The organism is Acinetobacter haemolyticus (assembly GCF_900406815.1).
In the GTDB taxonomy this organism is placed as follows: domain Bacteria; phylum Pseudomonadota; class Gammaproteobacteria; order Pseudomonadales; family Moraxellaceae; genus Acinetobacter; species Acinetobacter haemolyticus_A.
In genome coordinates, this window is sequence record NZ_OVCN01000014.1 from 67,165 (window position 1) to 87,825 (window position 20,661).

Annotated in this window: 18 protein-coding genes; 14 read left to right on the forward strand and 4 right to left on the reverse strand. The window is 39.2% G+C overall.

What is annotated here, in order from left to right; translation table 11 throughout:
- Window positions 1-278: 278 nt before the first annotated feature.
- The 3 genes from glpK to glpD all read left to right on the forward strand — a co-directional run bounded on the left by glpK (window position 279) and on the right by glpD (window position 4,365).
- A complete protein-coding gene (gene glpK / locus DK207_RS11230; RefSeq protein ID WP_109441245.1) occupies window positions 279-1,793 on the forward strand; it encodes a glycerol kinase GlpK in 1,515 nt (504 codons plus the stop codon).
- Window positions 1,794-1,845: 52 nt separating this feature from the next.
- Complete coding sequence (locus DK207_RS11235; protein WP_109441246.1) at window positions 1,846-2,604, forward strand: DeoR/GlpR family DNA-binding transcription regulator; 759 nt, start codon at window positions 1,846-1,848, stop codon at window positions 2,602-2,604.
- A gap of 240 nt (window positions 2,605-2,844) precedes the next feature.
- Window positions 2,845-4,365, forward strand: a complete 1,521-nt coding sequence (gene glpD / locus DK207_RS11240; protein WP_109441247.1) for a glycerol-3-phosphate dehydrogenase — start codon at window positions 2,845-2,847, stop codon at window positions 4,363-4,365.
- Window positions 4,366-4,396: 31 nt separating this feature from the next.
- Here the strand turns inward: glpD and DK207_RS11245 are convergent, their stop codons facing one another.
- Complete coding sequence (locus tag DK207_RS11245; RefSeq protein ID WP_109441248.1) at window positions 4,397-6,586, reverse strand: TonB-dependent siderophore receptor; 2,190 nt, start codon at window positions 6,584-6,586, stop codon at window positions 4,397-4,399.
- Window positions 6,587-6,684: 98 nt separating this feature from the next.
- Between DK207_RS11245 and DK207_RS15775 the strand changes: the two genes are divergently transcribed.
- From DK207_RS15775 to DK207_RS11255, 3 genes are all read left to right on the forward strand, one after another.
- Window positions 6,685-6,846 carry a hypothetical protein gene (locus DK207_RS15775; protein WP_162540226.1) on the forward strand — a complete coding sequence of 54 codons (162 nt, stop codon included), beginning with the start codon at window positions 6,685-6,687 and terminating at the stop codon, window positions 6,844-6,846.
- Window positions 6,847-6,946: 100 nt separating this feature from the next.
- A complete protein-coding gene (locus DK207_RS11250; RefSeq protein WP_109441249.1) occupies window positions 6,947-7,303 on the forward strand; it encodes a hypothetical protein in 357 nt (118 codons plus the stop codon).
- Between the two features lie 14 nt (window positions 7,304-7,317).
- A complete protein-coding gene (locus DK207_RS11255; RefSeq protein WP_109441250.1) occupies window positions 7,318-8,178 on the forward strand; it encodes an Imm49 family immunity protein in 861 nt (286 codons plus the stop codon).
- Window positions 8,179-8,397: 219 nt separating this feature from the next.
- Here the strand turns inward: DK207_RS11255 and DK207_RS11260 are convergent, their stop codons facing one another.
- On the reverse strand, window positions 8,398-10,227 hold the full coding sequence (locus DK207_RS11260) for a phosphoenolpyruvate carboxykinase (GTP) (protein WP_109441251.1): 1,830 nt from the start codon (window positions 10,225-10,227) through the stop codon (window positions 8,398-8,400).
- Window positions 10,228-10,623: 396 nt separating this feature from the next.
- Here DK207_RS11260 and DK207_RS11265 point away from each other — a divergent pair, with 396 nt between their 5' ends.
- The 6 genes from DK207_RS11265 (at window position 10,624) to epmA (ending at window position 16,721) form a co-directional block, all read left to right on the forward strand.
- The gene (locus tag DK207_RS11265) at window positions 10,624-11,562 is read left to right on the forward strand and encodes a diacylglycerol/lipid kinase family protein (protein ID WP_109441252.1); all 939 of its coding nucleotides are present in this window, start codon (window positions 10,624-10,626) and stop codon (window positions 11,560-11,562) included.
- Entirely contained in the window at window positions 11,543-12,295 is a 753-nt protein-coding gene (locus tag DK207_RS11270; RefSeq protein ID WP_109441253.1) for a metallophosphoesterase family protein, read from the forward strand. Before DK207_RS11265 ends, DK207_RS11270 begins: the two co-directional genes overlap by 20 nt.
- A 191-nt stretch (window positions 12,296-12,486) precedes the next feature.
- The gene (locus DK207_RS11275; protein WP_004652030.1) at window positions 12,487-12,777 is read left to right on the forward strand and encodes a co-chaperone GroES; all 291 of its coding nucleotides are present in this window, start codon (window positions 12,487-12,489) and stop codon (window positions 12,775-12,777) included.
- 57 nt (window positions 12,778-12,834) lie between these two features.
- Complete coding sequence (groL, locus tag DK207_RS11280) at window positions 12,835-14,469, forward strand: chaperonin GroEL (protein ID WP_109441254.1); 1,635 nt, start codon at window positions 12,835-12,837, stop codon at window positions 14,467-14,469.
- Between the two features lie 201 nt (window positions 14,470-14,670).
- Entirely contained in the window at window positions 14,671-15,738 is a 1,068-nt protein-coding gene (locus DK207_RS11285; protein WP_109441255.1) for a 4-phosphoerythronate dehydrogenase, read from the forward strand.
- 11 nt (window positions 15,739-15,749) lie between these two features.
- Complete coding sequence (gene epmA, locus DK207_RS11290) at window positions 15,750-16,721, forward strand: EF-P lysine aminoacylase EpmA (RefSeq protein ID WP_416224677.1); 972 nt, start codon at window positions 15,750-15,752, stop codon at window positions 16,719-16,721.
- Window positions 16,722-16,742: 21 nt separating this feature from the next.
- On the opposite strand, the gene DK207_RS15955 is transcribed toward epmA, so the two are convergent.
- Complete coding sequence (locus tag DK207_RS15955) at window positions 16,743-16,907, reverse strand: YgdI/YgdR family lipoprotein (protein ID WP_228247943.1); 165 nt, start codon at window positions 16,905-16,907, stop codon at window positions 16,743-16,745.
- Window positions 16,908-17,029: 122 nt separating this feature from the next.
- A complete protein-coding gene (locus tag DK207_RS11295) occupies window positions 17,030-17,647 on the reverse strand; it encodes a rhomboid family intramembrane serine protease (protein WP_109441257.1) in 618 nt (205 codons plus the stop codon).
- Between the two features lie 153 nt (window positions 17,648-17,800).
- Here DK207_RS11295 and nfuA point away from each other — a divergent pair, with 153 nt between their 5' ends.
- Together nfuA and DK207_RS11305 are read left to right on the forward strand one after the other, a co-directional pair.
- Window positions 17,801-18,439, forward strand: coding sequence for a Fe-S biogenesis protein NfuA (nfuA, locus tag DK207_RS11300; RefSeq protein WP_004638320.1), 639 nt, complete (start codon window positions 17,801-17,803; stop codon window positions 18,437-18,439).
- 182 nt (window positions 18,440-18,621) lie between these two features.
- Window positions 18,622-20,661, forward strand: coding sequence for a ligand-gated channel protein (locus DK207_RS11305; RefSeq protein WP_109441258.1), 2,040 nt, complete (start codon window positions 18,622-18,624; stop codon window positions 20,659-20,661).

A 20,661-nucleotide genomic window follows, 5' to 3' on the forward strand; every position in this document is an offset into this window, starting at 1 on the left:
CCTGTTATTTCTGGTTTTAGTATCGCATAAAATAAATTCTGAATTGTTAGGAATCTTTAAAAGTTCTGCGTTTCGTCAATTTTATATTCAAATTTAAAGAAAGAATTTTCGTTTACGAACAATTTTGCATATAATCTGCCGAGTTTTTAATTTAATGCAAAAGTCATTGCTTTATTGCGATATTGCTACCCGTTTTTCGGGCGTTTAATTTATTGCTCAAATAGGAGCTGTTGATGTCCAACAAATCCTAAAATAAGGCAGGTCTGGTTAGGTATGTCATGATCTCTACAGATAGTCAAAAAAAATATGTTGTTGCATTTGATCAAGGTACAACGAGTTCACGTGCAATCGTATTGGATCACGATGCGAATGTCATCACTATTGCTCAGCGTGAATTTACGCAAATTTACCCACAACCAGGTTGGGTTGAGCATGATCCTATGGAAATCTGGGCGACTCAAAGCGCAGTTTGGGTTGAAGCCTTAGCACAAGCGAGCATTTCTAGTGATGAAATTGCCGCGATCGGGATTACCAACCAACGTGAAACTACGGTGATTTGGGATAAAAAAACAGGTAAGCCGATCTATAATGCGATTGTATGGCAAAGCCGACAAAGCAATGAAATTTGTAATCAGCTCCGCCAAAATGGCTGGCAAGATTATGTGAGAAAAGTAACAGGGTTAGTAATTGATCCTTACTTCTCGGCGACTAAAATCAAGTGGATTCTTGATCGTGTTGAAGGCAGCCGTGAGCGTGCAGAGCGTGGTGAGCTTTTATTCGGGACGATCGATACATGGTTAATTTGGAAATTAACCAATGGTCAAGTGCATGTTACAGACTATACCAATGCCTCTCGTACGATGTTATTCAATATTGAAACTTTGCAATGGGATGACAAGCTTCTTGAAGTGTTAGATATTCCAAAAGCAATGTTGCCAGAAGTACGCAGTTCTTCGGAAGTTTATGGTTATACGCATACCATTAGTGGTCAGGAGATTGGTATTCCGATTGCAGGTATTGCGGGTGATCAACAAGCTGCATTATTCGGGCAAATGTGCGTAGAAGTTGGACAAGCCAAAAATACCTACGGGACAGGCTGTTTCTTACTTATGAACACTGGTGAACGTATGGTTCAATCCGACCATGGTTTATTGACGACGATTGCTTGTGGTGCAAAAGGCGAGGTGAACTATGCGCTAGAGGGTGCTGTTTTTAATGGTGGCTCTTGTGTGCAGTGGTTACGTGATGAGTTAAAAGCGATTAATGATTCACATGACTCTGAGTATTATGCAACCAAAGTTAAAGATAGTAACGGGGTATATGTAGTACCGGCATTTACTGGATTGGGTGCACCGTACTGGGATCCAACTGCTCGTGGTGCAATTTTAGGTATTACACGTGGCGTGAGTATTGAACATATTATCCGTGCAACCTTAGAATCTATTGCTTATCAAACACGTGATGTCCTGGATGCGATGCAACAGGATTCAGGTGAGAAATTACGAACTTTACGTGTAGATGGTGGGGTCACTGCAAACAACTTCTTAATGCAGTTCCAAGCAGATATTCTTTCGACTTCTGTAGAACGTCCTGCGATGAAAGAAACCACTGGAATGGGAGCTGCTTTCTTAGCGGGTCTAGCTGTCGGTTTTTGGTCGGATTTAAACGAGTTAAAGCGTAGAATGACGATTGAAAATACTTTCACGCCAGCGTGTACGCAGGAAGAAACTGAGAAACTCTATACTGGCTGGCTAAAAGCCGTAGGTCGTACCCGTGATTGGGCTGAGGATTAAGTAAAACAATCACAGCGTTATATTGATTTGAAATAGCATAGGATGGATGAGCATGAGCTTGATACTGCGCCAACAAAAAACCCTTGAGCTGGTACGGGAACGTGGCTATATCAGTATTGAAGAACTGGCTCAGTATTTCGATGTGACGCCGCAGACGATTCGTCGTGATATTAATCAATTGGCTGATGAAGGTTTACTGCGTCGCTATCATGGCGGCGCGGCTCATGATTCAACAGTAGAAAACACGGAATATACCACCCGTGTGGGTTACATGCTTGAAGAAAAAAGAACCATTGCAGAAGCTGTGGCGGCCGCGGTACCAGACCATGCTTCGTTATTTATTAACATTGGTACAACCACAGAAGCCATTGCCCATGCATTGTTAAACCACACTGGGTTGAAAATTATTACCAATAATTTAAATGTCGCTAAAATTTTGAGTACCAAAGAAGATTTTGAAGTGTTGATCGCCAGTGGGCGTGTTCGTCCAGATGGTGGGGTAATTGGTCAGGCAACCGCTGACTTTTTCAAACAGTTCAAGGCTGATTATGCTTTAGTGGGTATTAGTGGAATAGAAGAGGACGGCACATTATTAGATTTTGATTTTCAAGAAGTCTGTGTATCTCAAGAAATTCTTTCAAGTGCTCGACAGGTTTTTCTTGCAGCAGACAGTAGTAAATTTGGTCGAAATGCAATGATCCGTTTGGGATCACTAAAACAAGTGGATTGCATTTTTACGGATCAACAACCCAATGAGCAGTATATGAAAATGATCCAAGAATTAGACGTGGGTTTGATTATAGCGAAATAAATATTCATTTTCGAAAAACAACTTTCTGAATTTTAATAAAAAATATTTAAAACCCTTTGAATTTTCTTATTAGATGGAGTGGTTTAACCATTCCATAGTTTTCCTTTAACTTTCATTTGAACAAATCTGCATAGTAAATGTCGACTGTTTTGCGTTTTTATAGCTATTTTATATTGTTTATTTTCATTTAATATGTTTAAATTTTCATTATTGAACAATAATGAAAATTTGCGGTGATTTATGCAAACTTCTCCTCAGTCAAGTGACAAAATTTATGACCTTGCCATCATTGGTGGTGGGATCAATGGTGTAGGTATCGCTGTTGATGCTGCTGGGCGTGGTTTATCGGTATTTTTATGTGAAAAAGATGATTTGGCCAGCCATACTTCATCTGCCAGTAGTAAGTTGATTCATGGTGGTTTACGATATCTCGAACATAAAGAGTTTCGTTTGGTGCGTGAAGCATTAGCTGAACGTGAAGTGTTGCTGAGTAAAGCGCCACATATTATTCGTCCAATGCGTTTCATCATGCCTCATCGTCCGCATTTGCGCCCAGCATGGTTGATCCGTACAGGTTTATTCTTCTACGATTATTTAGGTAAACGCGAAAAATTACTGGGCTCACATAATGTCTATTTTAAAGAAGATAGTCCGTTGAATGCAGCGATTACCCGTGGTTTTGAATATTCAGACTGTGCTGTAGATGATTCACGTCTAGTGGTATTAAATGCGATGCAGGCACGTGAAAAGGGAGCTGAGTTAGTCACCCGTACCCGTTGTTTGTCTGCTCAACGTGAAGGAAATGTTTGGGTTGTAAATTTGGAGAATGCGGAAGGGCAATTTCAAATTAAAGCGAAAGCTTTGGTAAATGCCGCAGGTCCTTGGGTTGCACAGTTTATCAAACAGGACTTACAGCTAAAATCTCCTTATGGTATTCGTCTGATTCAAGGTAGTCACATCATCGTACCGAAGTTGTATGAGGGTGATAAAGCTTTCATTATGCAAAATGATGACCGTCGTATTGTCTTTGCGATTCCGTATTTGGATCAATACACCATGATTGGCACCACAGACCAAGAGTACCAAGGTGATCCTGCTCAAGTAAAAATTACTCAAGCTGAGATTGATTATCTCATTGAGGTCAGTAATGCGCATTTTAAAAAGCAGATTACGCAAGCCGATATTATTTCGACTTTCGCTGGGGTTCGCCCATTATGTGACGATGAGTCAGACAATCCATCTGCAGTGACACGTGATTATACTTTGGCATTGTCTAAAGAAGCTGCAGGTCAAGCGCCATTACTTTCGGTATTTGGTGGAAAATTAACAACTTATCGTAAACTTGCTGAATCTGCGATGTTACAGCTGAAAGCATTTTTCCCAGAAATGAAAGGCAGTTGGACTGCAACGGAAGCATTGCCAGGTGGTGAAAAGATGGTATCGGTTGAGCAGTTAGCTAACGAAATTCGTGCGCAAATCTCCGATGCTCCTGAAGCTTTGGCGAAACGTTGGGCGGGGGCTTATGGGTCGCGTATTTGGAATATTTTAGGGGAAGCAAGTTCGGTTAAGCAGCTTGGTCAACATTTTGGACAGGGCTTGTATGCCAAAGAGGTAGATTATCTATGTCGCTTTGAATGGGCAAGCAATAGTCAAGATATCCTGTGGCGACGTTCTAAATTAGGACTAAATATGCAAGCGCATGAAATTGCATTATTAGATGCTTATTTAAAACCTAAAAACCAAGCACCGAATGCTGCATAAAAAAAGCCCCTCGAACATGAGGGGCTTTTTTTTAGTATTTAAACTTTAGTGCAACGGTATAGTTGGCAGGTTCTCCGTAGAATGCTTGGCTATAGGTAAAACTATTCAAATATTTTTTATCGGTTACATTATTTGCATTGGCTTGAACGCTAAAGTGTTTATTCACTTCATAACTTGCCATCAGGTTAAACAACGCATAATCGCTTTGTTTGAGATATGCTGATTTTACATTGTCAAAAACAGAGGTTTTTCCTTGCCACTGTAGCCCAGCACCTACTTTTAATTTGGGTAGTTGAGCAGGTGTATAGGTGGTTAGTAAATTAAAGGTTTGAGTTGGGTTATAGGTTCTGGCTGCGCCACCATTTTTTAGATCTTGTAAACTAAATTGGGCATAGCCTAAAGAGACATTCACTTGATCAGTGAGTTGTCCTGCCAAACCAACCTCAACGCCTTGTGAGCGTAAATCACTGATCCCCACTTTACGATTTAAAGGATGTCCATCACTTGAGCGAAGCGGATAATTGTTTTCTTCAGTTCTAAAGATAGCTAAAGTGCCTGTAAGTTTGTCATCTAACCATGAGCTTTTCATCCCAACTTCATAGCTTTTTCCTTCGATTGGATCAGCTACTTTTCCTGTTGCTTCATTAACAGATGTTTGTGGACGGAAAATCGAGGTATAACTCATATAACCTGTGTACTCAGGTGTAAAGTTATAGGTGATCCCAGCATAAGGCGAAACTTTACTTTCATCATAATTCATCGGGGAGCCATAGCTCGAACCTTCACTTTTAGCTTGGATATAGTTCGCACCGAGTGTTAGCTTGAGATCGTCATTCAGATGCAGACGTGTGGCTGCATAAATTGACTGATTGCGTTGGGTATAATCGGCTTGTTTGGCGAAATTAGACCATGTGACATGCTTTGGTGTCCAGCTTGCCCAATTGGTTGTGCATTGTGTTTCATAAGTGTTTGGGCTGGTACCACGGATACATGTTCCGATATTGCTATCTTGAATGTCGCCATAGCTTGACGAATCATTTTGTTTATTCTGCGTATAACTATAGCCGATAATTGCATCATGTTGCTGACCGAATAAATCAAACTTTCCATTCAAATTAAGGTCAACATTGTGTTTTCTATTTTTTTCAATATAGCCTCCCGCAGTAAGATCAACATTCGATCCATCTGCATTTGGATAGCCGTAATAGTATAAAAGTCTGCTTTCACTATCTTTTTCGTTGTAGTTATAGCTCAGATTGACAGACCATGTATCTAGGAATTTTTGTTTTAATTCGATAAATGCATTCTTAGAGGTTTTGTCCCAATATGCCCAATCTGGATTGGGGTTAAATGAACGATCATAACTGAGTTGTTTGCCAGAATCATCCATCAGTGGAATCGCACCCCAGTTGTTAGCATTCGGTTTATGCTTTTCTTGACTTGCACCAATTGTCAGAAGGGTAGAATCCGTAATATCTGCTTCTATAACACCTGCAATTCCATTTTTTTCTGAGGAATAACGATCACGATATGAGTCGCCTGTTTGTTGGAAACCAAACAGTCTTGCTCGGATGCGATCATTTAAACTACCAGAAATATCTGCTTCATAACGTTGGGTATCCCACGAGCCATAACTTAAGCCTGTATTGGCTTGAAACTCTTTAGTAGGGCGTTTTCGAACGTAGTTGATGGTTGCACTTGGATCACCAAAGGCATTGGTTAATGCATTTGCGCCTTTAACAACTTCGACACGATCATAAAAATAGCTATCAGGATTGATATCGGTGGTATTCCAATTGGTGAGTGGAAACCCCACACCGTCGATTAATATGTTAGAAATTTCAAATCCACGTGCCATATATACGGCGCGTTCCGTTTCTAGCGCATTGACAGTTACCCCAGGGGTATTATTTAAAATATCTCGTGTTGACGTTAAACCAAAGTCTTCTATTTGTTGGCGTGTCACAACATTGATAGTTTGTGGTGTTTCTTTGGCAGCGATATTGAGCTTGGTCGCGCTTGAGCTATTTTTAATCGTATAGGCTTTGGTGCTTTCAGAATCTGAATTTTCATCCTGAGTCGCTTTGACTTGGATGGTTGGGAGTTGCTGTGATACTTCATCTGCTGCAAAGCTATAGGGGCTAATGCTGACTAAGCTTGATAGTGCGAGAAAAAGTGAGTTTCGTTTGAAGGAGAGGGTCGAGCTCATATTTACAACCATGTAAATGAGAAATATTATTATTACAATTATTGTTAATATTCATTAATATTGCAATGCATTTCGACTTACCATTAATAGGAATAAAAGAAGAGATTTAGATGATTGATTGGAATTTCGAACGCAGGATAAAAATTGAAATTGTTAATAGAAGGGAAATTGATTGGAAATCTGCTTTTTCCTTTCAGGGTAGACTTGAGCTGAAAGTTGTCTATCAGCAAGGTGTAAAAGCTGATAACGTGATGAATGAAAAGCCTTTCTAGTACATTTAACCTTTTGGTGTAAAGGTGAAATTTCTTCCACCACCTGAAAATCATCCAACAATAACCCAATGGCGTAACGGAAGCTTTATTCGAAAATGTAGTGAAAGAGCAGGGTGGAAAAGTATTATCGGGTGGTAAATATGGAAGCAATAATGGTTATGATCATGTGATTGTGTTTAAAGATGCCCAAGGAAATACAAATTTGACCATGGTTGTTGATAGTAAACAGTTAGGACAGAAAGGAATTAAGCTAGATCCTAAAGCCGCTGGTGGTAGCATGCAAATTTCTGGTGAATGGGATAAGGCTGTTCTTGCTAAATTAGACAAAAATAGTGAAGCATATAAAGCTATTGATGCTGCGAAAACCAATGGAACATTAATTAAGGGTGCTGCTTATGTGGATAAAAATACGGAGAAATTGATGTTAGTTCGTATTGAGCCAACGACGAAAAAATAACTGAGTGATAAATTATGAGCAGTGTAAAAGTAAATCATTCTGAAGCCTATCAAAAAGCTTTAGCACATGTAATTCAGCATGCAGAATTTAATGAAGATACAATTGAGTTCGTGGATTATGTTACAAATAAAAAAGGTAACGTAGTATTTTGCACTAGAAGACTAAGGAGTTATGCTGAAGCGAACGCAATGGTATCTTGGTTCCGGGATAGTGATTTAATAGCTTTTAAACAGTGGTGTTTTATTGCAGCTAAACTGAATCGTATGGTAATTCAATTTGATCCTATTGGATGGTTCCCCGCCTACGAACATTTATATGCTTTATTATCAGATAATGAAGAGATCATTTCTTGGTATGCTAAACATCGACTGCCTTATGATCGACAAGGCTTAATTAAAGACCGTGATAATCCACGAAAACCAGACTTTCATGGTTATCAATTGATTTTAGCCCTTAATCATGAATGGGAACTTTTACGGGAGTGTTGCGAATTAATTTTAAGCATCGAGCTAAAAAAGGATCGTAAGTACTTAATAGACCATCGTTTTTATCTCGCACTGGCAAATGGAGATAAAACAGAAATGGAAAATGTATTAACAGAACTAACTAGTCCTAAAACTTCAAAGATTCGTAATCATGAATTTGCTTTTACCTTTACAGAGCATTTTATTTCCACGTTTGCAGTAATTTATGCAAAATTGGCATGGAGAAATGGTTATCAGTTGGATATAGATACGTCATGGATACCTAAAGAATGGTTACCTATACAGCCATTGGATGAATATCCTGAGCCATGGGATTTCATGAAAAAATTTGATCTTTGGACAGAATTTGATGGGGTATATACAAGTTGGTCACCAAATAAAAATAAATGATCGATAGTAGATATGAGGTACTGTTTGGTTATCAATTATTAGAGGAGGATGACTAAATCTAATTGGCTGAACTGCTATAAAGTTTAAAATAGATTATATTTGAAAAATAAGGGATTATTATAATTTTTTATTTAAGATATTAAGGACTTAAAATATAATCAAGTCTTCAAGTTAATATAAAAAAGGTCGCCGAAGCGACCTTTTTATGTCATTTAATTATTAAGCAGATTTCACTGCATTTAATAACTCATTTTGACGATCTTTAAGTGCTTGCGGTAAGCGGTCACCAAGTTTAGTAAATAACTCAGTGTGGCTTTCAAGCTCTTTGATCCATTGATCTTTATCTTGCGCTGTAACAGTTTCGAATTGCTCTTTAGAGAAATCGATACCTTCCCAGTTCAATTGCTCATAAGTTGGAACTAGACCGATTGGAGTTTCAGTTGCTTCAGCACGACCTTCACAACGATCAATAATCCACTCAAGAACACGCATGTTTTGACCGAAACCAGGCCATACGAAGTTGCCTTCAGCATCACGACGGAACCAGTTTACATTGAAGATTTTTGGTAATTTATTACCAGCAGCTTCTGCTTTAGCGCCAACTTCTTGACCCAGTTGTAACCAGTGACCGAAGTAATCAGCCATGTTATAACCAGCGAAAGGAAGCATCGCAAATGGATCACGACGAACGATACCTTGTTGACCAACAGCCGCAGCAGTTGTTTCAGAACCCATCGTTGCAGCTTTATATACGCCATCAACCCAGTCAAATGCTTCTGATACTAAAGGCACTGTATCTGCACGACGACCACCGAAGATAAATGCAGAGATCGGCACACCTGCTGGATTTTCCCAGTCAGCGTCAATAGAAGGGCATTGACCAGCAGAAACAGTGAAGCGTGCATTTGGATGAGCAGCTTTGTCTTCGCCAGTATGCGGTTGACCTTTCCAGTTGGTAAGGTTTGCTGGAACTTCTTTAGAAAGACCTTCCCACCAAACTTCACCGTTGTCTGTAACAGCAACGTTGGTATAGATCACGTCTTTATACATGGTTGCCATGCAGTTCGGGTTAGTTTTAGTGTTTGTACCCGGTGCAACACCGAAGAAACCAGCTTCTGGGTTGATTGCATATAAACGACCATCTTCACCTGGTTTGATCCAAGCAATATCGTCACCTACAGTTTCAATCTTCCAACCTTCGTAACCTGCTGGTGGAATCAACATTGCAAAGTTGGTTTTACCACAAGCAGAAGGGAATGCCGCTGCAATGTAGTGTTTTTCGCCTTGAGGGTTTGTTACACCCAAAATAAGCATGTGTTCAGCTAACCAGCCTTGTTCACGACCCATTGCAGATGCAATACGTAAAGCTAAGCATTTTTTACCAAGTAAAGCATTACCACCATAACCAGAACCGTAAGACCAGATTTCACGAGTTTCTGGATAATGCACAATATATTTTTCGCTGTTGCAAGGCCAAGCAACATCTTTTTGACCGTCTTTTAACGGCGCTGCAACTGTATGTACGCAAGGAATGAATTCGCCATCAGTACCTAATACGTCATATACTGCTTTACCCATACGCGCCATTTTGGTCATGCTAACCGCAACATATGGAGAGTCAGTTAATTCAATACCGATGTGCGCGATGTGGCTACCTAAAGGACCCATTGAGAATGGAACCACGTACATGGTACGACCTTCCATTGCGCCATCAAATAAGCCATTTAATTTTGCACGCATTTCAGCAGGCTCAACCCAGTTATTGGTTGCACCAGCATCTTCTTGGTTTTGTGAACAGATATAAGTACGGTCTTCAACACGAGCAACGTCAGAAGGATCAGAATTTGCAAGATAAGAACCAGGATGTTTTTCTTGGTTAAGTTTCTGCATGGTGCCGTTAGCGATCATCAAGTCGATAAGACGTTGATATTCTTCTTCGCTTCCGTCACACCATTCGATTTTTGCTGGTTTGGTTAATTTTGCAATTTCTTCCACCCATGCAATTAGCTTAGGGTGACGAACGAATTCTGGTGCGTTCACTTGGGTCATGGTGATGCCTTTTTAAAGTGTGTACGACGTACAAATTCTATCTACTGGGTGACAGTAAAATAGATGAAGTAAAAAAAGTGGCTGTATTAAAGCATAAAATCGAAAAAAAAATAAGAGCAATGAATGTTATAGTGTATTGACTCTAGATGTGTTATTTGTATCTAAGTGATTGTTTTTAAAGAATGGGTTGTTTTTATTAATCTTTATTCGAAATTTTTATATGTGTTATTTTTATAAAAAATTATATTAAAAAACAATATCTTATATTATTTGAAATACTTGAGAATTATTATTGATTAAATGAATGATGTTCATTCAAAATTTACATAAACAAGCTTTTATTTGTTGATTTAGTAAACAAAAATAGGGCTATTAATCTCCTTAAGTTTGATCTCCATGAGCTTAAAATTACGACCTCTTTCGATCATTTATAATCAGAATTCAGGATTCCATGCAGCACAACAAAGTGAAGAATATGAACAACTGTTGACCTACTGGACGCAGCAGGGGTTTGAAATTCAGGTGTTTGAGTTACATCAACATGCCAGTTTTGATGAAATGATGTCGGAAATTTTTGTGAGACATCAGCAAACTGATTTTCGGGGTGTTGTGGTCGCAGCAGGAGGTGATGGGACATTGAATGCTGTTGCTCAGCGATTAATGCATACGGATATTCCGCTGGGTATTATGCCGCTAGGAACATTTAACTATGTTGCTCGTGCCTTGGATATTCCAATTAATGTTGCTCAAGCTGCTGAAGTGATTGCCACGGGCAGGATACATGAAGTACATGTGGCCAAAATCAATGATCACATTTATTTGAATAATGCGAGTTTGGGGTTATATCCATTATTTATAAAAAAACGAGAATTATATAACCAACGTTTAGGGCGTCTTGCCTTACATGCTTATACATCAGGTTTAGATGTACTTTTACGCGAGCATAAGTCGCTCAAACTTTCGGTTACTGTTGATGGTCAGAAATATCCAGTGACAACACCGTTAATTTTCTTTGGTAATAATCAGCTTCAGCTCAGTGATATGAGGTTAAGAATTGCCGAATGTGCTGCAAATGGAAAACTTGCGGGGGTGGTTGTTGCGAAAAGTGATCGTCTCAGTTTATTAAAAATGTTATGGAAATTGATTCAAGGTAAAATTGATCAGGCTTCTGATGTTTATTCATTTTGTGCTGAACAGATAGAGGTTGGGTGTAAAAAAATACAGCTTACGGTTGCCATCGATGGTGAACTGGTAGAAATGCAAAGCCCATTAAAATTCTCAGTAGAAAAGTCTGCATTAAAGGTGATGGTTCCAAATGTTACTACATCTATCTGATTTGCATTTTGGAACAGAACGAGAGAGTTGTATTGAGGCAATCCATCAATTTTGCCAGCAGCATCGTCCTGAAGTGGTTGTGGTGAGTGGAGACTTGACCCAACGTGCTCGTTATCATCAGTTTTATACATGTGTGCAGTTCTTAAATTCGCTATCTATTCCTTATTTGGTGGTACCTGGTAATCATGATATTCCGCTTTACCACGTCTGGAATCGTTTTTTTTCTCCATTTTTACGATATCAGATGTTCTTTGGGAGTTTGGAGACGACTTTAGAGACTGAGCATTTTTATATTGTTGGAATGAATAGTATTCGTAGGCGCTACCACACGCGGGGACACATCTCGTATGACCAAATCAATGAAACTTATGAGAAATTAAAAAATGCACCATCAGGCAAAATTAAGTTAGGGGTTTTTCATCAACCTTTTTATACTTTTCCTGATGATCATGGCGATAAAGATTGTCCAGTTTTAGGGAAAATTGCGCTGCAAAAGTGGGGTGAAACTGGGTTATTTGGTTTATTGCATGGACATTTACACAAAGTTGCAGTGCATGATTTGAATCAAATTTTCAAATTGGGTTTTGACCATCCAATTTTAGATATCCATGCTGGTACCGCGATATCCAATCGAGTACGTTTTGGATTGCCGAATAGTTTTAATGTGATTTTAAATCATGGGGTGATTGAGCATTATTACTTTAATGAAGATAAAAAACAGTTTGAAAAGTAGCGTAAATAGACTGAATTTAAGATTCAGATTTCTAATGTTTGAAAAAAGTACAAAAAGTCGAAATTTTTTTTAATTTTCCCCTTGAAGCCTTTTTTTTTAACCCCACAAAAGTGGCATATCAAAATTTTGTTAATTGCTACTGGAGTAGCAATGCAAATTAATCAAAAAGACTAAGTCTGATGGAGTTAAATATGAGCAACATTCGTCCATTACATGATCGCGTAGTGATTCGTCGCGTAGAAGAAGAAACCAAAACCGCTGGTGGCATTTTACTTCCAGGTTCTGCTGCTGAAAAACCATCTCAAGGTGAGGTGATTGCAGTTGGTAATGGTCAGATCACTGACAACGGCGTTCGTGCTTTAGACGTTAAAGTTGGAGACAAAGTATTGTTCGGTACTTATGCAGGGACAACTGTGAAAGTAAGTGGTGAAGAACTTTTAATCATGAAAGAGTCGGATATCTTAGCTGTGCTTGAAGGCTAATCGACCTATAACTCACACATTATCAGATACAGTATTTAAAAAGATTTGGAGTTTAACATGTCAGCTAAAGACGTAAAATTTGGTGATTCAGCTCGCTCAAAAATGATTGCAGGCGTAAACGTACTTGCAGATGCAGTAAAAGTAACTTTAGGTCCTAAAGGTCGTAATGTTGTAATCGACCGTTCTTTCGGTGCGCCGCACATTACTAAAGATGGTGTTACTGTTGCAAAAGAAATTTCTTTAAAAGACAAGTTTGAGAACATGGGTGCTCAACTTGTTCGCGAAGTTTCAAGCAAAACGAATGACATCGCGGGTGACGGTACAACAACTGCAACAGTACTTGCTCAAGCAATCTTGAACGAAGGGATCAAATCAGTAACTGCTGGTATGAACCCAATGGATTTAAAACGTGGTATTGATATTGCGGTTAAGACTGTGGTTGAAAATATCCGTGCCAATGCAAAACCTGCTGATGACTTTAAAGCGATTGAACAAGTTGGTTCGATCTCTGCAAACTCTGACACCACTGTTGGTAAGTTAATTGCGCAAGCAATGGAAAAAGTGGGTAAAGAAGGTGTAATCACTGTTGAGGAAGGTTCTGGCTTCGAAGACGCTTTAGACGTTGTTGAAGGTATGCAATTTGACCGCGGTTATATCTCTCCGTATTTCGCGAACAAGCAAGATACTTTAACTGCTGAACTTGAAAATCCGTTCATTCTTCTTGTTGACAAAAAAATCGGTAATATCCGTGAATTAATCACCGTATTAGAAGCAGTTGCTAAAACTGGTAAACCGCTTTTAATTATTGCTGAAGATGTGGAAGGCGAAGCGCTTGCAACACTGGTTGTAAACAACATGCGCGGTATTATCAAAGTATGTGCAGTGAAAGCACCTGGTTTCGGTGATCGTCGTAAAGCAATGCTTCAAGATATCGCAATCTTGACTGGCGGTACTGTGATTTCAGAAGAAATCGGTATGGCACTTGATCAAACGACACTTGAACACTTAGGTACAGCACACAAAGTAACAGTATCTAAAGAAAATACTGTGATTGTTGATGGTGCTGGTAATGCAGCTCAAATCGCTGAACGTGTTCAACAGATCCGTGCGCAAATCGAAGAATCTACTTCTGAATACGACAAAGAAAAACTTCAAGAACGCGTTGCTAAATTAGCTGGCGGTGTTGCAGTGATTAAAATCGGTGCTGCAACTGAAGTTGAAATGAAAGAGAAGAAAGATCGTGTAGATGATGCGCTTCATGCGACTCGTGCAGCAGTTGAAGAAGGTGTTGTTGCTGGTGGTGGTGTTGCACTTGTACGTGCCGTAAACGTATTAGACGGCTTGAAAGGTGCGAACGAAGATCAAACTGCAGGTATCAATATCTTACGCCGTGCGATCGAAGCACCACTTCGTCAAATCGTTGCAAACGCTGGTGATGAGCCATCTGTAGTGATCAATGCAGTTAAAGGCGGTGAAGGTAACTTTGGTTACAACGCTGCAACTGGTGAATATGGCGATATGTTAGAAATGGGTATCCTTGACCCAGCTAAAGTAACGCGTTCTGCACTTGAACACGCAGCTTCTGTTGCTGGTTTAATGTTGACAACTGAATGTATGATCACGGATATCCCAGAAGACAAACCAGCTGCTCCAGACATGGGCGGTATGGGTGGAATGGGCGGAATGATGTAATAACGTTTCTTCCTCTTTATAAGAAAATCCCTGCATTTTTAATGCGGGGATTTTTTTTTAAATGGCAGCAGAGATGAAGCGGCTCTAGTATTTCAAAATCGTGGTTTTTCTCGCCATTTTTACTCGAACATTCAGATTTGATTTGTTAATTTCTTCATTGCTTAGGATAATAAGCCCAGAGAAAATTATGGAATTTACTGCATGAAAATTGTCGCAGATGAAAACTTGGCATTTACCGATTATTTCTTTGCGGAATTTGCAGAAATACAGCATCGAGCAGGGCGTACGCTAACTCATGCAGATGTTCAGGATGCGGATGCTTTATTGGTTCGCTCGGTAACGAAGGTCAATCATGCTTTAATTGATCAAAGTAAAATTCAATTTGTGGGCAGTGCTACGATTGGCACAGACCATCTAGATATTCAAGCTTTAGAAAATCACAATATCTCATGGAGCAATGCTGCCGGTTGTAATGCTCAGGCAGTTGCGGAATATGTCATCACTGCTTTATTACATTTAGATATTGAATTATTAGAAAAAGAAGCTGCTTTTACTTTAGCGATTGTTGGTTTAGGTAATGTTGGTACGCGATTGGCAACAATGGCAAAATTATTGGGTTGGAACGTAATTGGGTATGATCCGTATGTGCAACTTGCAGGAATCGAAAATGTTTCTTTTGAAACGTTATTAACGCGTGCAGATGCGATTTCAATTCATGTGCCTTTGACGCTAACAGGTGAATATCCAACGCAGCACTTGTTCAATCAAGCGACTTTAGCAGCAATGAAATCTTCAGCCATTCTAATCAACAGCGCGCGTGGTCCTGTGATTCAGCAATCGGCATTGATGGCAGATATGATGAAAACCAAGCGTCAAGTCGTGCTGGATGTGTTTGAGTTTGAACCTGAGATTCCTCAAGATTTATTAGATCTATTGGCTTTGGCGACGCCTCATATTGCTGGCTATAGTTTGGAAGGGAAGGCACGAGGTACGCAGATGATTTATGATGCTTTTTGCCAGAAGTTTGGTTATACCGCATCGAAGTGCTTTGAAAGTCAGTTACCAAGCGTTGAACAATATTTTGAACAACACGACTTGAAAGAAGTGTTAAAGCAACGTCTTCCCCAGATTTATAATATTACCGAAGATGATAAGAAATTAAGAGCATGTGTTCAGAAAGGCAAAGTAGAGCAAAAAGCATTTGATTTACTCCGAAAGAATTATCCTTTACGCCGTGAATGGGCAGCGCATGGTGGACCAAAAGCATGAGTCGAGATGAAATGAAAAGCTATCAACCTACCTGTTCTATTGAGGCTTTAAAAGCGCGTGCGGAGATGTATAAACAGATTCGTCAGTTTTTCGCAGCGCGTAATGTTTTAGAAGTGGAAACGCCTATTTTATCCCAAGCAGGGGTCACAGACGTTCATTTGGCATCGGTACAAGTGCAGCGTCATATACATGGAAAATTAAATACACAATATTTACAGACTTCTCCTGAATTTCCAATGAAGCGTTTATTGGCAAGTGGAAGTGGGCCGATTTACCAAATCTGTAAAGTATTTCGTGATGATGAACATGGGCGTAAACACAATAGTGAATTTACCATGTTGGAGTGGTATAGACCTGCAATGGATTTAATAGCTCTGATGCATGAGACAGCCGATCTTTTAGAGACTTGTCTAGCACATCGTTTTGGTGATATTCGTCCAATTGTTTTGAGTTATAAGCATGCATTTCAAGACCGTTTAGATATTAACCCATTGCAAGCATCACTCAAGCAGCTCAAAGATACGGCTCATCGTGTTGGGCTTAATTTAGATTTGGGTGACGACCGTTTAGCGTACATGGATTTATTGTTCTCTCATTTTGTAGAGCCGAGTTTGGGTTTTGATAAACCTGTATTTTTGACTGATTTTCCACCTGAAATGGCTTCACTGGCAAAAGTGAAACAGGATGAAGATGGAGAATGGGTAGCTGCACGATTTGAGGTGTATATCGAGGGTTTAGAGTTAGCGAATGCTTATGATGAACTCTTGGACGCAGAAGTTTTGGCTGCACGTTTTGAAGCAGACAATCATGAACGTATGCTGCAGGGCTTATCGGTTATGCCGACAGATCAATATTTATTGGCTGCATTACCAAAGATGCCTAAATGTTCTGGGATCGCATTAGGTATTGATCGTCTACTGATGGTGGCGATGAATCAAGTAAATATTGATAAAGTCATCGCCTTTCCAGCAGAAATCGCATAATTTTATCCAAATAAGCAGTGATTAACAGCGACCTTTTTTGGCTTGACCAGGAGGGCAGAAGTCGCCATACCGTCCGTAGTCAGGGTGATCTGGATCGATGACTACACTGCCATGCGGGGTGTGTACTGCACAGCCTGAGAGGCCTAATGTAAATAGTATGCAAAGGTAGAGCGATATTTTTTTCATTTCGGCACATCCTTTATGACTTCTTATATTAAAACTTTAAAGCGATCTAAGACTTTTTACTAGTTTATTTTTATATTGTTAAGACAATCAAAACAAACCTCCGTGGAGGTTTGTTTTTTTTATTAGAACGGTAATTTAGTCAATTGATTCAAGAAGTGTGGAATGACACGCGGTTCTAAAATGATGGTAACAATGACACCATAAGCAGCTCCCCAAAGATGGGCGCTATGATTTATATTGCTATTACCGCGTTTGCCAGACCATACACTATATGCCACATATAAAATGGCAAAAATGATTGCAGGAACAGGGATAAAGAAAACAAAAATCAAATTCCAAGGCTGGAATAGGATATAAGCAAAGAGTACCGCTGAAACTGCACCAGATGCGCCAAGACTTGCCCAACGTGGATCATGTCGATGTTTTAAATAGCTTGGTAAAATTGCAACAATTAAGCCACCCAAATAAAATAAGACAAAGCCCATGTCATAGAAGAACTGACGATAAAAGCTTTCAATGATATTGCCAAAGAAAAAGAGGGTGATCATATTGAATAGTAAATGCATACCATCAGCATGAACAAAACCATGCGTAATAAAACGATCATATTGACCACGTTGCATTGCTGGAGGCCAAAAGATAAGTCGGTTCATTACACGTTGATTGGAGAATGCGAGTAAAGAAATCGCGACTGTGATCAAAATCAGGGTCACAGTATGATTAAAGGGTAGATGTAACATAAACGTTTCAAATTGATCAGTGTCTAAGCAATAATGCCATTAAAAACTTAATAAACAATGATCTTGCATAGAATTCCTACAAAAATGGTTGATTTTTTTTCATTACCCACCATCTTCAGTTAATATAACGACATCAGCTTGAGGATTATTGTTATGTCGACTGAGAACACCAACACTGCTGTCGCAGAAGAAATTCCAAACCTTTTGATTACTCCCTCTGCACAAGAGTATTTAAGTGATTTATTAGCAAAACAAAATACTCCAGGGATTGGCGTTCGTGTTTTTGTAGAGAATCCGGGTACTCCACGTGCTGAATGCTGTATGGCATATAGTGCGCCAGAAGAGGTGATACCAACGGATTACAAACAGGATTATCCAGATTTTCCTGCCTATGTAGATGCACCTTCAATTCCTTATTTGGTTGATGCGGTAATTGATTACAATAAAGATCGTTTCGGTGGTCAATTAACTTTCCGTGCACCAAATTCCAAAGTGCCTCGTGTAGGTCCTGATGCTTCAATTGAAGAACGTATTACTTATATCTTGCAATCTGAGATTAACCCAGGTCTAGCAGGACACGGTGGTAACTGTAGTCTGGTAGAAGTTCAAGAAGATGCTGAGCATGGCCTTACTGCAGTATTGAAATTTGGTGGTGGTTGCCAAGGTTGTTCTGCGATTGATGTGACTTTGAAGCAAGGTGTAGAGACAACACTACGTCAGCATATTCCAGAGTTACAGCGTGTGGTTGACCAAACAGACCATACACAAGCAGAAGGTGCTTATTTTAAATAAACCCGTACTTACCTGAAAAAATAAACTTTAAATAGCTTCATTCATTGAGGCTATTTTTTTTATAAACTTTAAATTTATTAATGATAGTAATTATCATTAATATTTACAATTGTATCCAATATTGTTACCATGATATGTGAAATATCCACTTTTATACCACATGTTAATTTATTGGAATTTGTATGTCTAAACAATCAACTCTCTCACTGCTATCTTTATCAGTTCTTATCGGAATGACTTCAATTGGTAACGCTTCAGCAAATGAGATTGAGGTAAATGCAACTAATAACAGTGATAATTCAAATAAAAATGTTGCTCAATTGGCTAAGATCGTAGTGACCGCAAGTGGCTTTGAACAAGACATTAAAAAGGCTGCAGCATCTATTTCGGTTCTCACACAAGAAGAAATTAATAAAAAAGCTTATCGTGATGTGACAGATGCATTGAAAGATGTTCCAGGAGTAGTGGTCACGGGCGGTGGTAGCTCAAGTGATATAAGTATTCGGGGAATGGGCAGTGCATATACCGTTATCCTGGTAGATGGTAAAAAAGTAAATACGCGCTCAGTACGACCAAATAGCGATAATTCAGGAATTGAACAAGGTTGGCTCCCTAATATTGGAGCGATTGAACGTATCGAAGTGATTCGAGGACCAATGTCTGGTTTATACGGTTCTGATGCTATGGGTGGTGTAATTAATATCATTACCAAGAAAAATGCAACTGAATGGACTGGATCCATTAAGGTAGATACTACCTTACAAGAAAACTCAAACTCAGGTAATCTTTATCAAACCAATGCTTATATTGCAGGTCCTTTAATCGCCAATCTTTTATCCTTTAAAGCCAATGGACTGTATTCTCAGCGCGATGAAGACGAAATTTATGGCGGTTACAGCAAACAAAAAATTCGTGCAGGTGGGGCGGTCTTTAGCCTAACACCGAACGATGATCACACGATTGATTTTGAATATCAACGTTCGATCCAAAACCGTAATGCCATGGTCGGAAAAAGTATTTCTCCAGTACAAACAGGTCGGAACCCTCCAGTAAATTCTTTATCGGATTATTATCGTACAGAGTATAGCTTAACGCATCGTGGTCAGCTTGGTGCGGTAGAAACACATTCATATATCCAACGTGAAGAAAATGAAAATCCTTCACGTAAGATGGAAGCAATCAATACAACTTTTAATACCATCAATAAAATTAATTTTGATCAACACAGCTTGAGCTTTGGTGGGATGTATCTAAAAGAAGAATTAGATGATCAAGGTAATCAATTGAGTGTTGGCGGTGTTAAACCCGTTTCACATCTAGATCGCTATAGTTGGGCATTATTTGCAGAAAATGCATGGAATATTGTGGATGACTTCACCCTAACAAGCTCTATTCGCCTAGATAAAGATGAAAAGTTTGGCGAACACTGGAGTCCAAAAGTCTATGGTGTTTGGGGAGTAAATGATAATTGGGTAATCAAGGGTGGTGTGTCAACTGGTTATAAAACTCCAGCACTTCGTGCAACGGTTGCAGAATGGGGGCAAGCGACAGGTGGAAGTCAAAGTAATGGTGTGATTGTTGGAAATCCTAATCTTAAACCTGAAAAAAGTGTCAATTATGAGGTTTCTTTTAATTGGGATAATTTAGACAATCTTACAGCAGGATTCACGCTTTTTAACAGTGAATTTAAAGATAAAATTACTGAAATTAGAACATGTCAAAGCGATGCTGGGACAAGAGGTTGTGATTGGTTAGGTGAAAAATTTGATTTTGTCAGCCTACGAGAAAATGTTGATAAAGCCAATATGCGAGGGGCTGAAGCGACTTTAGGCTGGAAAGTCCTACCCAATGTAAACTTGAGCGCTAACTATACTTTTACGGATACCGAACAAAAGAGTGGTGTAAATAAAGGTAAACCTTTAAACGAAATGCCTAAGCATATGTTTAATACCACCGCCGATTGGGAGATCAATGATCAGTTTTCTAGTTGGGGACGAGTTAATTACCGTAGCAAAACTTCGGATTATTTAAGTCGGACAGCGATGGCGAAAGGCAAACCTGCTTATACCATGGTTGATGTCGGATTGAACTATAAACCAACACAAAATATCGCAGTTGCAGCAGGGGTCTACAATCTATTTGATAAAGAAATTGATAAAGATACCTATAATTATGTATTAGACGGACGCCGTTATAATTTAGGTGTGACTTATAGCTTCTAA